Genomic DNA, 14808 nt, shown 5'->3' with positions numbered 1-14808 from the left:
TATGAATCCCGACAGGTCGATTGAATCCTGACAGGCCGACGGCGCCATTCGAAGACCTATTCGAAGATCCCGGTGGACCTTCGGTGATCTCAACTGGCGCCGTTCGACATGCTGTTGCGAGCAGTGTGCCACGGCCTTCCAGAGAGTCACACAGCACTCTGCATTTTTCAGAGTGACACTTGCCAAGTGTTCACGCCGGGGAGATAGTGGCAAGCGTGATTCCGTCCCCGCCCTTAGGAACAGACGCCACCGTGGTCCCCCACGACCTCGGTGCCGCCCCGACAGTGGGACCCCAGCGGGGCACCGCCGCCGAGCGCCGGTTCCGTTTCGAACTGGCCGCGCATCCGGGTTCTCCCGCGCAGGCCAGACGCCTGACAAGGGCGCGGCTGAACGGCTGGGCGGTGTGCGAGGACACCTGCGACACGGCGGCTCTCGTCGTGTCGGAACTGGTCACCAACGCGATCGTGCACACCGCCAGCGAGCACATAGTGTGCGAGCTGCGCGACGGCGCCGACCTGGTGCGCATAGCCGTACGCGACGAAGGATGCGCGCCGGGTGAGCCGCACCCCCTGTCGGCGCGCCCCGAGGAGGAGCACGGGAGGGGACTGCTTCTCATAGACGCCCTCAGCCAGGCCTGGGGGGCGGGCGAGGACGGGTACGGGCTGGTGGTCTGGGCCGATCTGCCGAGGGTCGCCGGGTTTCAGGACGCCTCTCGCGGAGACACCGGGCCGTACAACGACGGGCCGTACAACGACCTCGGATGGAAGTCCCGGCCCAAGCCGGGTCCCTCCGGCGGCTCGGGCGACGAGGACGACGACGAAACACAGGCGCGGTACGGCAGGGGAACGGGGTCCGCATGGCTGTGAGGGGCGCGTCCGGCGGCGGTCAGGTCCTGAGCCTGGACACGCTGGTCCGCCTTCGCCGCGACATGCCGACGAGGGGGGCGCCTCGACGGCTGCCGGTCCCCGACGGGATGACGGCGCCGCTGGGCTTCGACGCGGTGGCGGTGCCTGCCCGCTACGGGCCTCTGATCATGCCTCGGCTGCCTCGGGTCGGCTGTGTCTACGCCGATGAGTCGCACTGGTGGTGGATCGTGCCGTCCGACTCCGACTACGCGCTGGAGTGGCCGGCGTCCGTGCGGTACCTGACGGGCGCGGTCGCCCTGGACACGCCTCGACTGATCCACCGGCCCGACGGGACCGTGCCCTATACGCCGCCGATTCCGCTGTATCTGGCGTTGTGCAGGATTACGGGGACTACGCCTACGTGGCAGCGACAGATCTCTGCGTGAGGCTCCGCCGGCTGGGCGGGGTTTTTCGGTGCTGTGATTGACGGGGCGTCGCCCGCTGTCGTCCCGTACCAGAGGGCCGCTGCCCCCTGGACCCCCGCTTCGCCCTGCGGGCCTCGTCCTCAGACGCCGGACGGGCTTGAATCACCCGCCCTCACCGCGTACGCCCGCGCGCACCCCCTGCCCTCACTCACGCCCTCCCCCGAACTCGCCCGCCCCGCCATAGTGGCCCTCCGTCGCGAGGGCGGCCGGGGGAGGGTGGACGGTGGGGAAGAAACGCGCTGCTGGTGGGCCCGAGGTGTCCGAGTCGGAGCAGCTGCTCTTCGGGGGGCCGTTGCGGTACGACATGGGGTGGAACCGGCATCGGGACGCCTTTCTGGAGCTGAACTTCCGGGCGATGGTGACGCGGCTGCCGTCCCTGCTGTCGTCGAGTTTCCGGCTCGCGTGGCAGGCCGACCGGCGGGCCGCGCGGACCGTGCTGGTGGCCGAGGTGGGGCGCGGCCTTGCACAGGCGGTCGGACTGCTTGCCGTGAACAGTGTGCTGGGGCGCCTGATCGGGGGCGGGGCCCTGGAGGAGCGGTTACGGGGTGCCGTTCCCGCGCTGGTCATCATGGCCGCCGTGATGGTGGTCTCGACGCTGCTGCGGGCCGCGTCGATCTACGCCACCGGGCGCCTGGAGCCCAAGGTGGAGCGGGTGGCGACCGAGCTGTATCTGGAGCGGGCAGCGGCCGTGGAGCTCGCCGCGATCGAGGACCACGCCTTCCACAAGTTGCTGGACACCGCGCAGTACGGCGCCGGAGCCGCCCGCCGGATGATCTCGTACAGCACGCGGGTCGTGAACGCGGCCATCTCGCTGATCGCGGCGGCGGGCGTCCTCACCGTGCTGCACCCTGCGCTGCTGCCCCTCCTCGCCACGATGACGCTGCCCAGCGCCTGGAGCGCCCTGACGAACGCCCGGCGCCGCTACGAGTCCTTCCACACCTGGGTGCAGCACTCCCGGGCCGGCCATCTGATCAGCGGGCTGCTGACCGAGCCCGCCGCGGCGCCCGAGATCCGTGTGCACGGGGTCGGGCCGTTCCTCCTGCGCCACTACCGGGCGATGTCGGAGACGGCGGAGGCCGAGCAGGCGCGGCTGGCCAGGCTTGCGGCGCGTACCGGGCTCATCGCGGCGGCGTGGACGGGGCTCGCGACCGTCGCGACGTACGCCACGCTGGGCGGGCTGCTGCTCGCCGGTGCCATGGCGCTGTCCGTGGCGGGTACGGCCGTCATCGCGATCCGCACGGGCTCGTCGAGCCTCGACAGCCTGGTCCTGGAGGTGAACGCGCTCCACGAGGAAGCGCTCTTCGTGGGTGATCTGCAACGGCTGTACGTCGAGGCGGCCGAACGGGCGATTCCGGTCGGTGGCGCCGCGCTGCCCGAGGACCCGCGGGAGGTCCGCTTCGAGAACGTCAGCTTCAGCTACCCGGGTGATTCGGCCCGCCCCGCCCTCGACGACGTCACGCTCGCCCTCCCCCTCGGCCGGATCATCGCGCTGGTCGGCGAGAACGGCTCCGGCAAGACCACCCTGGTCAAGCTGCTGGCCGGGCTCTACACCCCGGACTCCGGCCGCATCCTGTGGGACGACGTCGACGCGGCCGGTGCCGACCGGCACCAACTCGCCGAGCGCATCGCGATGGTGGCCCAGGACTTCAAGCGCTGGCCGTTCACCGCCCGGGTCAATGTGGCCGTCGGCCGTTCCTCCGCGCCTCTCACCGAGGAACGTCTGGCCACCTCGGTCGCGGAGGCGGGGGCCGGGGACGTGGTGGCCGATCTGCCGCGGGGCCTGGACACTTTGCTGGCCCGTCAGTTCAACGGCGGGCACGAGCTGTCCGGCGGTCAGTGGCAGCGGCTCGGGATCGCCCGGGCCGCCTACCGGCGGGGGCGCATCCTGATCGTGGACGAGCCGACCGCGGCCCTGGACGCACGGGCCGAACTGGAGGTCTTCGAGAAGATCCGCGCCCTGGCCTCCACCGGCCAGACGGTCGTCCTCATCACCCACCGGCTGGCGTCCGTACGCCACGCCGATCTGGTGCATGTCCTCGACCAGGGCAAGCTCGTGGAGTCCGGCACGCCCGACGAGCTGCTGGCCACGGGCGGGGTCTACGCGGAGCTGTACTCGCTCCAGGCGGAGCAGTTCACGACGCGGGTGCCCGCGCCGAAGGCGGGCTGACCTCGACGAGGGCCCGGCGCAAAGCCGGGCCGACCCTCATCCGACGTGCCCTCACCTCGCGCGGCGGCGTCACGCGGCGGCGTCGACCACCATGTCACCGCGGACGATCACGAGGAACGCGTCCGTGGCGAGGTCCATGACGACCTCGGCGGGCAGACCTTCCATCCGCCGCGCGTGTGCGAACTCCTCCGCCGGCCACGAACCTCGCGGCCCTCCCGCGGGAAAGCGTTCGAGCACTGTTCGCCCGTTCACCATCCTGCACCTCCCGAAAGCGTCGTACTTGTAGGAGTTAACGCCTGCCGGAGGTGAATCGCCTCGCCCAGTGACGGGACTGAGACGTAGTTGACACTCGTTCACCGCGATGTGTGAGCTTCCGGTCACTCTCGATGATCAATCGCTACACCTTGTGTCAGTCCTCGTACTTGTCGTGATATCGGATACGTTCACTGCCCGCAGGCGCCCCGAGAGCCGACGCACGCCCCTTGGGCTCCTCCCACTCCTCCTGCCGGCCCAGCGCGGTGAGGTCCAGGAAGCCGGTGGTCGAGCCCAGTCCGTCGAGACCGCGCTCGTACGTCGAGTAGGTGTGGAAGATGCGGTCCCGGTCCCGCAGGAAGCAGCTGACCCCGGGCCGTTCCACCAGCTCGCCCTCGTGCTCCAGGGTGACCTCGAAGTCGTGGTTGAAGTCGCTGCCGCAGGACGAGTACCAGGGCACCGTCCAGCCCATCCGCGCCTTGAACGGCAGGATCTTCGTGTACGGCGCCCTGGACACGGCGGCGAAGGTCGTCCCCCGCGCCCTCAGGTGCGCCACATGCCCGATCTGGTCCAGGAATCCGGAGCAGCTGCGGCATCCGGCGTCCCAGTCCGGGGCGAACATGAAGTGGTAGACGACGAGTTGGTGCCGCCCCTCGAAGAGGTCGAGCAGGGTGGCCTTGCCGTCGCCGCCCTCGAAGACGTACTCCTCCTCGATCTCGACCATGGGCAGTCTGCGCCGCTCGGCGTTGAGCGCGTCACGCGCGCGTGTTGCTGCCTTCTCCCTGACCAGCAGTTCCTCGCGCGCCGCGCGCCACTGCTCGCGCGAGACGATCTCCGGAAGCGACATGGGCGCCCCTCCTGTGCAACGGTCCGTCCGGGTGGTGACCGGTGCGCGGGGCGTAACTCATCGCCCGCCCGGAGAATTGCAGGAGATTTTCTCGGAGTACGTCACCGGCAGCGCGAGCAGGCCACGGGCGCGCAGCGAGCGGCGCCACCTGAGGTCGCCGTCGGCGAGGGCGAGTTCGGGGAACCGTTCCAGGAGGGCGGCCAGGGCGATCTCGGTCTCGGCGCGGGCGAGCGGGGCGCCGAGGCAGTAGTGGATGCCGTGTCCGAGCGCGAGGTGACCGGAGGCGTCGCGGCCGAGGTCGAGGCGGTCGGGGTCGGGGAAGCGGGCGGGGTCGCGGTCGGCGGCGGAAAGGGAGAGCAGGACGGTGTCCCCGGCGGGGACGGTCACGCCGCCGATGGTCACGTCCTCGGTCGGGAAGCGCCGGATGGCGAGGAGGGCGGGGCCGTCGTAGCGCGCGAACTCCTCGACCGCGAAGGGGATGCGGGACGGGTCGGCGCGCAGGGCTGCAAGCTGCTCGGGGTGGTCGAGCAGTGCGAGCACGGCGTTGCCGATGAACTGCACGGTGTTCTCGTACCCGGCGAACAGGATGAGGAAGGCGAGGGACATCAGCTCGTCCTCGCTCAGCCGGTCGCCGTCGGTGTCGCGGACCGCGATGAGGTCGCAGAGCAGGTCGTCGGCGGGTTCCGTGCGCTTGTCGGCGAGGAGCCGGGTGAAGAACCCGAGCATCGCCACGACGGCCTCCTTGGCAGCCTGCGGTCGCGCCGGGTCGGGGGCGACCAGGGCGTCGGTCCACTCCCGGAAGTCCCGTCGGTGCTCGTCCGGGACACCGAGGAGGTCGCAGATGACGGTGATGGGGAGGGGGGCGGCGTAGGAGGCGATCAGGTCGGCGGTGCCGTGCGGGCCGAGGGCGTCGAGGAGCCGGTCGGCGGTCCGCCGTATGGGCGTGCGGAGCTGCTCGACGCGGCGCGGGGTGAAGGCACGGCCGACCAGGCGGCGAATGCGGGTGTGGTCGGGCGGGTCCATGTTGAGGAGGTTGGCGTCGAGGGCGGGAGGGAGAGCGAGGCCCCGGTAACTCCCGGGTGCCGCATGCCTCTTGTCCAGGGACAGCCGTGGGTCGGCGAGGGCCTCGCGGACGTCGTCGTACCGGGTGACGAGCCAGGCGGGACTGCCGTCGGGTCCGGCGATCCGGTGCACCGGGGCTGTGTCGCGCAGCCGCCGGTACACGTCGTACGGGTGATCGAGGAGGCCGTCGGCGAGATCCATGGACCTCAGACTATGCACCTCGCAAACATGTGCCGGGCCTAGGTGTCGTACTCCTGGATGCGCCTGCCGTGGCTGCGGTCCAGGAGTGCGGGGATCCGCTCGCCCAACTCCCGTACGACAGCGGGCACATCGATGGTCAGCAGCTCCCGGTCACGCATCAGCACGCGCCCGTCCACGATCGTCGTGCGGACGTCGGAGGAGCGGGCGCTGTGGACGAGCGTGGCGGCGAGGTCGTGGACGGGCTGGGTGTGCGGGCCGCTGAGGTCGACCAGGATGATGTCGGCGCGCCGGCCGGGTGCGATGCTGCCGGCCACCTCACCGAGTCCGACGGCGCGGGCGCTCTGGAGCGTGGCGTGGTGCAGGGCTTGACGGGCTGTCAGCCAGCGGGGGTCGCCGGTGGTCGACTTCTGGATGAGGGCGGTGAGCGCCATCGACTCCCATACGTCGAGGGAGTTGTTGGAGGCGGCGCCGTCCGTGGCGAGGCCGACCGGGATGCCGAGCTCGCGCAGGGCACGTACGGGTGTGGTGGTGGGCCAGGCGAACTTGAGGTAGCCGCGCGGGGCGCTGGCGACGGCGACGCGGCCGGAGGCGTTGCGCAGGATCGGCAGGTCGCGGTCGAGGATGCCGGTGCCGTGCGCGATGAGGACGTCGACGTCGAGGACGCCGGTGCGCCGGAGTACCTCGATGGGCGTGACGCCGTGGCGGGCGAGGCAGGCCTCGGCCTGGTCGCGGTTCTCGGAGGCGTGAAGGTGGACGGGGAGGCCGTGCTCACGGGCGAGTTCGGCGGTGGCGGCCAGGTCGGCGTCGTCGACGGTGTAGGGGGCGTGCGGGGCGAGGGTGGTGGTGATTCGGCCGCCCGCGCCGCCGCGATGCCGCAGCGCGAACTCCAGTGACCTCTCCCGCCCTTGCGGGCCCTGGGAGGAGAAGTAGGCCTCGCCGAGGTGGGCACGCATCCCGCACTCGTCGACCACGGCGGCGACGGCGTCCATCGAGAAGTAGTGGTCGGCGAAACAGGTGACCCCGCCGCGGATCATCTCGGCGCAGGCGAGCCGCGCCCCCAACTCCACGTCCTTCTCGGTGAGGTTGGACTCGACGGGCCACACGACGTCGTTGAACCACTCCTCGGTGGGCAGGTCCTCGGCGACGCCGCGCAGGGCGACCATGGGGGCGTGGGTGTGGCAGTTGACGAGGCCGGGGAGGGCGACCTGGCCGTGGGCGTCGATGCGCTCGGTCGCGCTCAGCTCCTCGGCCTGCGCACTGCTGATCACCGCCTCGACGACCCCGTCCCGTACGACGATCGCGGCGTCCTCGGCGAACCCGATCCCCTCATGATCGTCGTGCGTGAGCACCGTGCACCGGGTGATGATGAGACCGGCGGGAGAAGGCGTCATGCAGTCACCGTACGACGCGGTCGTGCCCCCGGACGGGGTGAACCGCGTATCCCGTCGGCACTCTGTCCCGGCGGCGTGGGCACGTGCACTCTGGCCTCACCACCGCCCGTCGTACGGCTTCCGGAAAGGGGCCCGACATGCTCCTCGGTACCTGGAATCTAGAGAATCTGATGCTGCCGGGCAGCGGTGACGGCGCGCCCGAGACCGACGCCGAGTACGAGGCGAAGGTGGCGTCCCTCGCCTCGGTGATCACCGCGCTCGACCCGATGCTGCTGGGCGTCCAGGAGGTCAAGCAGGAGGAGGCGCTCGACGACCTGGTCCGGGCGGTGGGCGGGGAGTGGCACACCGCGCTCTCCCGGCACCGGGACGCCCGCGGCATCCGTGTCGGCTTCATCAGCCGTACGCCGATGCGGGTGCGTCGGGACACGCGCGTGTTCGCGCAGAAGCTGCGCCCCGTGCAGAGCGACGACGGCGCGCAGCCCGGCGATCACGACCAGGAGTCGAGCCGTGGCTTCCTGGCGGTGGAGATCGACACGGCGGACGGGCCCCTGCGGGTGGCCGTGGCGCACCTCAAGTCGAAGCTGCTGACGTACCCGGGCAATGGCAGCAAGTCGCGCTTCCACCCGCACAACGAGGCCGAACGGGCGCGCTTCGGCGCCTACGCCCTCTATCGCCGGGCAGCCGAGGCGGCAACTCTGCGCGGCCTCGCGGACTTCCTGCTCGAGGACGACGGGCGCGAGCGGGACGTGGCCGTCCTCGGTGACATGAACGACGTGGTGAACGCCGCGACGACGCAGATCCTGCTCGGCCCTCCGGGATCCGAGCTCGACAGGGAACGCGCCTTCAGGAAACCCGATCTGGGCGATGCGCTCCGGCTGTGGAACGTGGCCCCGCTGATACCCGTGAAGCGGCGCTTCTCCCGCGTCAACTTCGGGCGCGGGGAGCTGATCGACCACGTCCTGACCAGCCACCGTCTGGTCCACCGCGTCTCGGAGGCGGGCACGGGCCTGCCCGACCAGCAGGACCGGGCCCTCGAACTGCCGTCGGTCGGCGAGGACCCGACGGAGCGGGTCGGGACGCCGGGGTCGGACCATGCGCCGGTGTGGATACGGTTCGGCGACTGACACCGCGGTGCCACGGGGGCCGGTCCCAAAGCGCCTGACCTGGGCGGTGGAGAACCTTGACCTCGCGCCGGGCGACCGAGTGCTGGAGATCGGCTGCGGCCGGGGAGTCGCGGTGGCCCTGGTCTGCGAACGGCTCACCTCGGGCACGGTGACCGCGATCGACCGCTCGGCAACGGCGGTGCAGGCGGCGCGGCGCCGTAACGAAGAGTGCGTGGCGGCGGGCAGGGCGGTCTTCCACAGGGCCTCCCTGGAGGAGTCCGACTTCCCCGACGCGTCCTTCGACAAGATCCTCGCCGTGAACGTGAACCTGTTCTGGGTGCGCTCCCCCGAGCGGGAGTTGGCCGCGCTGAGACGCTGGCTGGTACCGGGCGGCTCCCTGTACCTGTGCTGGGAGCCGCCGGACGCGCGCCGGGCCGAGGAGATCGCCGGGAAGGTGTCGGCGACCGTGGCGTCGCGGGGCTTCGTGGCGGAGGTGCGGGTGGGGGTGACCGGGGCGGGCAGCAGGTTGGTGTGCGTGCGGGCACGGGGCTGACGGACATCACCCGGCGAGGGGGACGTCGGTGCTCGCGGGACCCCGTGGCCCGGGCAGCCCGGCCCGGTCGCGCTTCTCACCGAGTTCCGCCAGCAACTCGGTGAGCCGGTCGGTGTGCCAGGACGTGAGCCGGCCCGAGTCGTCGAGGTGCACGGCGCAGGCGGTGGTCGCGTCGACGAGCTGTTCGAGAGTGGCGACGATCTCGTCCGCGCCCTCCGTGTGCCGGGCGAGCGCGGGAAGTTCGGCGGCGGCGAGGGCATTGGCGGTACGGGCCTCGGCGAGCGCACGGTAGGCCTCGCGGCGCAGGGTCCAGCGGACGGCGCGGGAGTCGGTGCGGGGCGGGTTGGGCTCGTACGGCAGGCGGGGGGCGTCGGCCTCGCGCCGAGCAGAGGTGGCCTCGGACTCCCGCAGCACATGCGCGAGGTAGGCATGTGCCGCCCGGTCGGCCGTCGCGAGGCGGGACCGTACGCCCCCGCCCCGCTGCCCTGGCATCGGCAGGTGCCCCACGACCAGCACGATCGCGCAGGCCAGCAGCGTCTCGCCGATCCTGCTGACGGAGGCCTGGGGCTCGCCGCCCACCATGACCAGGGCGAGCACGAGAACGGTCACGACGGCGGTCTGGGCGGCGAAGTGCCGGGTGGCCACGGGAATCAGGGCGCCGCTGAGAGCCACGAGCGCGATGAGGCCTTCCGGCCGGGGCAGTACGGCCGCGAACCCGGCGAAGAGCAGGGCTCCCAGCACGGTGCCGGCGGCCCGGCACAGCACCCGGGACGCGAGCGGCCCGAGGTCCGGCTTGACGAGGAAGACGGCGGTGGCGGGGAGCCAGTACCAGTGCTCGTGCTGCCCGTACCACTGGGTGTGGTGCAGCGCCTGGGCGATGGCGGCGCTGGCCCCGAAGCAGAGGGCGACGCGCAGGCCGTACTCCCGTCCGCCGGCCCCGAACACGGAGCGGGCGAGATCCGCGGCGGTACGGCGCCGGGTGTGCAGGTCGCGGTTGCCGCGGCCCCGGTCGAAGGCCTCGGCGGCGTGCAGCAGGGCATCGTCCAGGGCGCGCAGGGCGGGCGCGGAACGGGAGGGCGCCGGGAGGGGCCCGGTGTGGGTGTTGCCGCGTACGGCGGCGGCGAGGCGCCGGGGGCCTTCGGAGGCCCGCGCGGGCACCGTTTCCCCGGCCCAGGCGAGCGCGGTGGCGGCCTCGGCGAGGGCCAGAGCGGCCGCGTACTGCGCGTGCAGCCGCCGCTCGGTGGACGAGGAGGCGTACCGCCGCAGCCGGGGCCCGGTGAGGGCGTCCTGCGCATGGTCCAGGGCGGCGGTGAGCGCGACCCGGCGGGCGGTGGCGTGCCGGGTGCCGACGGCGTCGAGGAGGTCCGCGACGGCGTCGTACACGTCGGCTACGGCGTCACGCTCGCCGTCGAACCGGAAGTCACCGACGAGGGAGCCGGGCGTGGGGAGCGCCAGCCGCAGCCCGAGCAGCCAGGCGGCACCGCCGAGGTAGGCGAGCGCCCGCAGCCACCCGCTCTCCGGCAACGGCATGCCCGCCCCGATGGCGGAAGCGACGAGCAGTTGCGTACCGGCGGCGGAGGCAACGGGCCCGACGGCGCTGATCCCTCCCGCGAAGAGGCCGAGCCCGGTGAGGAGGAGGGTGAGCGGAACGGCCCCGAGACGGTCCCCTGCCATCGTCCCGGCGAAGAGCCCGACCGCCCCTGCCAGCGCGGGCACACCGAGCCGGTGGACGGAGACACGACGGCTGCCGGGACGGTCGTTGATCCCGGCGAGCATGGCGGCGATGGCGGCCACGACCCCGAGGGAGGCCCGGCCGGCGAGCACGGCGACGAGGAGGAGCGGCCCGGCGGCCAGCGCTCCCCGGACCACGGCACTCCAGGGGACCGGGCCGCGCTGGGCGCGCAGGGTGTGGGCGAGCCAGGGCGGGAGAGCGAGGGCCGGACGTGCGGGGCGGGACACAGGGCTCCTGTCGGGCGAGGGCGGGGGTGTGCCTTCGGGCGACGGTGGCCGGGCTCGGGCTGGGCTGTGGTGTCCACGGTAGGGCGAGCTCTTGGAAGCTATGGGACGCCGACGTTTCGGGGATGTGACGATGCGTGGAAACGCCACGTTCTTTATGAACGCAACTCCGGGCGATGACTTCCGCCGCGCCCGGCGCCCGGCGGTCGGCGGTCGGCGGTCGGCGGTCGGCGGTCGGCGGGAGATTGCCGACCAGAATCCAGCGCTCGACTTCTCCACGCGCGATTCCCCGCGCTCTGGAAGGCGCTCCCGAAGGTGGTCTTCTCCACCACGCTGTCGGCGGTGCAGGGCAATGCCCGCCTGGCCTCCGGCGGCCTGGCGGAGGAGATCGAGCGGTTGCGGGCCGAGCCCGGGGAGGGCGACATCGCGATCGGGTGTTCCCTCGCTCGCCCCGGAGAACCGTTCCCGCCCCACGTGCGTGATACCGGAGAACGCGTTGGCATGCACACGAGGGCGGGGGAACGCGAGTGGGGTTCACAACACGCGCGAGAACGGCGGCACTGGCCGCCGTGGTGGCCGGGACGCTGGTCACGGGGGCGGTATCGGCAGGCGGCCAGCCCGCGCAAGCCGCCGGCTCCGCCGCGCAGGACGGGACGAAGGCCCGGGCGAAGGGGAAGCCACCGGCAACCGTCACCTTGATCACCGGCGACCGCGTGACCGTCGGCTCCGACGGCCGGGTGGTTCGGCTCGTGCCCGGCAAGAGCCGCAAGAAGATCGGCTTCTCGGTGCGACGCGAGGCCGGCCACACGTATGTCGTCCCGCAGGACGCCCTGCGGCTGGTCGCCGACGGGGTGCTCGACCGGCAGCTCTTCGACGTCGCGCAGCTGGTCAAGGACGGGTACGACGACGCACACCGCACCACGCTGCCGCTGATCGTCGGCTACCGCCAAGATGGCGCCGGAGCAAGGGACTTGGCCACCGACGACGACCCGTTCGCGGACCTGGCCGTGCGCGAGCGCCGTACGCTGCCCGCGGTCGGCGGCGAGGCCTTCGAGGCACCCAAGGCAGGCGCGACGGCGCTGTGGGCGGCCGTCACGGGCCGGTCTTCGGCCCGTACGTCAGGCGGTACGGCCGCCCCCGCGCGGCCCGTCGCCCATGTCTGGCTGGACGCGAAGGTCCGCGCCTCCCTGGCCGAGAGCGTGCCGCAGATCGGCGCGCCCGCCATGTGGGAGTCGGGCTACACCGGCAAGGGCATCAAGGTGGCGGTCCTGGACTCGGGTGTGGACGAGACCCACCCGGACCTCAAGGGCGTCGAGACGGCGCAGAAGAACTTCAGCGAGTCCCCCGTCGTCGAGGACCGCTACGGCCACGGTACGCACGTGTCCTCCATCCTCGCCGGGAGCGGTGCGAAGTCCGGGGGCCGCTACAAGGGCGTGGCGCCCGACGTGAAGCTGCTGGACGGCAAGGTCCTGGGCGATGACGGCTTCGGAGAGATCTCGAACATCGTCGCCGGCATGCAATGGGCCGTCGACCAGGGCGCCAAGGTCGTCAACATGAGTCTGGGCGCCCGCGACACCCCGGGTGTCGACCCGATGGAGGCGGCGGTCGCCCAGCTCTCCGGCAAGGCCCTGTTCGTGGTGGCCGCGGGCAACGAAGGCGACGGGCCCCACACGATCGACACGCCCGGCAGCGCCCCCGCGGCCCTGACCGTCGGCGCCGTGGACAAGCAGGACCAGATCGCCGACTTCTCCAGCCGCGGCCCGAACCTCGACGGCACGCCCAAGCCGGACATCACCGGCCCCGGCGTGGACATCACCGCCGCCCTGACCACGCAGAGCGAGGAGCCTTCGGGCGAGGACTACATAGCGCAGTCCGGCACGTCGATGGCCTCCCCGCACGTCGCCGGCGCCGCAGCCCTGGTGCTCCAGCAGCACCCGGACTGGAGCGGAGCCCGGCTGAAGGCGCTCCTGACCGGCTCGGCCGAGCCGAACCCGCAGCTGAACGCCCATCAGCAGGGCGCGGGCCGGGTGGACCTGGCGCGCGCCGCCACCGCCTCGGTCGTCTCCGAGCCCGGCTCCCTCGGCTTCGGCATGCACGCCTGGCCGCACGCCGACGACAAGCCGGCCGCCAGGACCCTCACCTACCGCAACTACGGGACCCAGGCCGTCACCCTGCGGCTGAGTACCTCCGGGACCGGCCCGTCGGGCGGCCCCGCCCCGGACGGCATGTTCACCGTCAAGGACGACCGGCTCACCGTTCCGGCCGGCGGCACCGCGAAGACCACCGTCACCGCCGACCCACGCAAGGGCAGCGTCGACGGCGTCTTCGGCGGCACCGTGCTGGCGAGCGGGGACGGCCGGCAGGTGCGCACCGGCCTGGTGGTCGAGCGGGAGGTGGAGTCCTACGACGTCACGGTGCGGCACATCGACGCCGACGGCGCGAGCCCGCCCACCTACGCGACGACGGTCAACCCCGTCGACGGGTCCGGCAAGTACGTGGAACTCCCGTACAGCGCGAACGGCACAGTGGTCCAGCGGCTGCCCAAGGGCTCCTACCAGTTGGAGAGCCTGGTCTTCGCCGAGGACAACGAGGTGGGCTTCTTCGTCCAGCCGGTTCTGGACGTGACCCGGAACGTCGCGGTCACCCTCGACTCCCGCAAGGCCAAGCCGTTCGTCGTAAAGGCCCCGGATCCGGCCGCGAAGCTCGTCACCTCCACCGTCGGTTACTACGACGAGGCCCTGGGCGTGGGCAACACCTGGTCCAGCAACGGCGTGCCGCCGATGCGCACCGCCGCCGTCGGCCCGGCGTCCGACACGCTGCGGGCTCAGTTCAGCGGGGTGTGGAAGACGCCCGGCGCGGCCGGCAAGAACGTCGACCACCGGCTCGCCTTCAACCGCAAGGGGAGCTTCTTCACCGGCCTGACCCGCACTCTCACCCGGGCCGACGTCGCCGAGGTGAAGCTCGGCTTCGGCGCGTCCGTCACGGGAGCCAAGGGCACGGTCGGCATCACGCCGATGGACGAACGCGGGATGACCATCGACACGACGGAACCGCAGGAGCAGCCCCTGCCGCAGGCCACCACGCACTACCTCAGCACGGCCGGCGTGCGCTGGTCCTGGAGGGCCGCACAACTCAACGCCGGCAGCGAGGTCCGCATGCTCTATACGAAGGACCTGGTGACCTACAAGCCGGGCTCCACCCACACACTGCGGTTCAACACCGGTGTCGTCGGCCCCGATCTCGCGGCAGGGAGGGCTCAGGAGCAGGGCGCCGAGCGGACCGGTGACTACATCAGCGCCAGGATCCCGCTGTTCAACGACGGCAGCGGCAACCCGGGTTCCTCGATCGTCACCGGCGGCTTCGCCCGGCTGGAATCCGGCGGGCGGGTCCTCGCCGAGGCCCCGGCGACGGACTGGGTGGGCGCCGAGGTTCCCGCCGCCTCGGCCCCGTACCGCTTGACTCTCGAGGCGAGCCGCTCCGCCGAGGACACCTCCACCAGCACGAAGGTGGCAGGGGTCTGGACGTTCACCTCGGCCCGGCCCGCGTCGGACGGCACGGCCAGGCTGCCGCTGTCGACGGTGCGGCTCGCGCCGAAGCTGAGCCTGAAGGGGACGGCTCCGGCGGGCGGCACGCTCACCGTGCCGCTGAAGCTGAGCGGCGCGGCCGCCGCGACCGGGCAGGTCGCCGTGCTGACCGTGAACGTCTCCTACGACGGCGGCCGGACCTGGAAGCCGCTCACCGTGACGACCGACGCGAACGGAGCGCGCTCGGTGAGCGTGAAGCACCCGGCGACCACCAAGGCCGTGTCCTTCCGGGTGGACCTGAAGGACAAGGGCGGCAACACCATGCGCGAGACGATCACCAACGCGTACCGGCTCGCACCATGAAGTGACGGTGCGACCGGCGCGGGGATATTCGGATGCGACGAGGGGCGGGGGGCGCGCAT

General features: G+C 72.1%; 11 protein-coding genes and 1 pseudogene. 7 read left to right on the top strand and 5 right to left on the bottom strand.

The window, feature by feature from the left end:
* Positions 1-206 precede the first annotated feature (206 nt).
* From OHT51_RS31865 to OHT51_RS31855, 3 genes are all read left to right on the top strand, one after another.
* Positions 207-866 carry an ATP-binding protein gene (locus OHT51_RS31865; RefSeq protein ID WP_443052614.1) on the top strand — a complete coding sequence of 220 codons (660 nt, stop codon included), beginning with the start codon at positions 207-209 and terminating at the stop codon, positions 864-866.
* Positions 857-1291 (top strand): hypothetical protein, encoded by a 435-nt coding sequence (locus OHT51_RS31860; RefSeq protein ID WP_328882358.1) that lies wholly within the window; start codon positions 857-859, stop codon positions 1289-1291. The genes OHT51_RS31865 and OHT51_RS31860 overlap by 10 nt, the downstream gene beginning before the upstream one ends.
* 262 nt (positions 1292-1553) lie before the next feature.
* The gene (locus OHT51_RS31855; RefSeq protein ID WP_384183139.1) at positions 1554-3497 is read left to right on the top strand and encodes an ABC transporter ATP-binding protein; all 1944 of its coding nucleotides are present in this window, start codon (positions 1554-1556) and stop codon (positions 3495-3497) included.
* 69 nt (positions 3498-3566) lie between these two features.
* Here the strand turns inward: OHT51_RS31855 and OHT51_RS31850 are convergent, their stop codons facing one another.
* From OHT51_RS31850 to OHT51_RS31835, 4 genes are all read right to left on the bottom strand, one after another.
* Positions 3567-3752 carry a hypothetical protein gene (locus OHT51_RS31850; protein ID WP_328882357.1) on the bottom strand — a complete coding sequence of 62 codons (186 nt, stop codon included), beginning with the start codon at positions 3750-3752 and terminating at the stop codon, positions 3567-3569.
* A 154-nt stretch (positions 3753-3906) separates the two neighbouring features.
* Positions 3907-4596, bottom strand: a complete 690-nt coding sequence (locus OHT51_RS31845; RefSeq protein ID WP_328882356.1) for a DUF899 domain-containing protein — start codon at positions 4594-4596, stop codon at positions 3907-3909.
* 57 nt (positions 4597-4653) lie between these two features.
* Positions 4654-5859, bottom strand: coding sequence for a cytochrome P450 family protein (locus tag OHT51_RS31840; RefSeq protein WP_328882355.1), 1206 nt, complete (start codon positions 5857-5859; stop codon positions 4654-4656).
* Positions 5860-5897: 38 nt separating this feature from the next.
* On the bottom strand, positions 5898-7250 hold the full coding sequence (locus OHT51_RS31835; protein ID WP_328882354.1) for an amidohydrolase: 1353 nt from the start codon (positions 7248-7250) through the stop codon (positions 5898-5900).
* Positions 7251-7387: 137 nt separating this feature from the next.
* Between OHT51_RS31835 and OHT51_RS31830 the strand changes: the two genes are divergently transcribed.
* Complete coding sequence (locus OHT51_RS31830; RefSeq protein WP_328882353.1) at positions 7388-8374, top strand: endonuclease/exonuclease/phosphatase family protein; 987 nt, start codon at positions 7388-7390, stop codon at positions 8372-8374.
* A 46-nt stretch (positions 8375-8420) separates the two neighbouring features.
* Positions 8421-8906, top strand: coding sequence for a class I SAM-dependent methyltransferase (locus OHT51_RS31825; protein ID WP_328882352.1), 486 nt, complete (start codon positions 8421-8423; stop codon positions 8904-8906).
* A 6-nt stretch (positions 8907-8912) separates the two neighbouring features.
* Here the strand turns inward: OHT51_RS31825 and OHT51_RS31820 are convergent, their stop codons facing one another.
* On the bottom strand, positions 8913-10865 hold the full coding sequence (locus OHT51_RS31820; RefSeq protein WP_328882351.1) for an FUSC family protein: 1953 nt from the start codon (positions 10863-10865) through the stop codon (positions 8913-8915).
* 238 nt (positions 10866-11103) lie between these two features.
* Here OHT51_RS31820 and OHT51_RS31815 point away from each other — a divergent pair.
* A pseudogene (locus OHT51_RS31815) lies at positions 11104-11297 on the top strand (dihydrofolate reductase family protein); the annotation flags it as partial.
* Positions 11298-11389: 92 nt separating this feature from the next.
* Entirely contained in the window at positions 11390-14749 is a 3360-nt protein-coding gene (locus OHT51_RS31810) for a S8 family peptidase (RefSeq protein WP_328882350.1), read from the top strand.
* Positions 14750-14808: the final 59 nt, after the last annotated feature.

Source organism: Streptomyces sp. NBC_00299 (genome assembly GCF_036173045.1).
GTDB lineage: Bacteria > Actinomycetota > Actinomycetes > Streptomycetales > Streptomycetaceae > Streptomyces > Streptomyces machairae.
Note: the sequence above shows the minus strand (reverse complement) of the source record. Positions and strands in the feature narration are given on the sequence as shown.

Coding starts and splice junctions, on each gene's coding strand:
- OHT51_RS31860 (WP_328882358.1), top strand. CDS start 857: ATGGCTGTGAGGGGCGCGTCCGGCGGCGGTCAGGTCCTGAGCCTGGAC.
- OHT51_RS31850 (WP_328882357.1), bottom strand. CDS start 3,752: ATGGTGAACGGGCGAACAGTGCTCGAACGCTTTCCCGCGGGAGGGCCG.
- OHT51_RS31845 (WP_328882356.1), bottom strand. CDS start 4,596: ATGTCGCTTCCGGAGATCGTCTCGCGCGAGCAGTGGCGCGCGGCGCGC.
- OHT51_RS31840 (WP_328882355.1), bottom strand. CDS start 5,859: ATGGATCTCGCCGACGGCCTCCTCGATCACCCGTACGACGTGTACCGG.
- OHT51_RS31835 (WP_328882354.1), bottom strand. CDS start 7,250: ATGACGCCTTCTCCCGCCGGTCTCATCATCACCCGGTGCACGGTGCTC.
- OHT51_RS31830 (WP_328882353.1), top strand. CDS start 7,388: ATGCTCCTCGGTACCTGGAATCTAGAGAATCTGATGCTGCCGGGCAGC.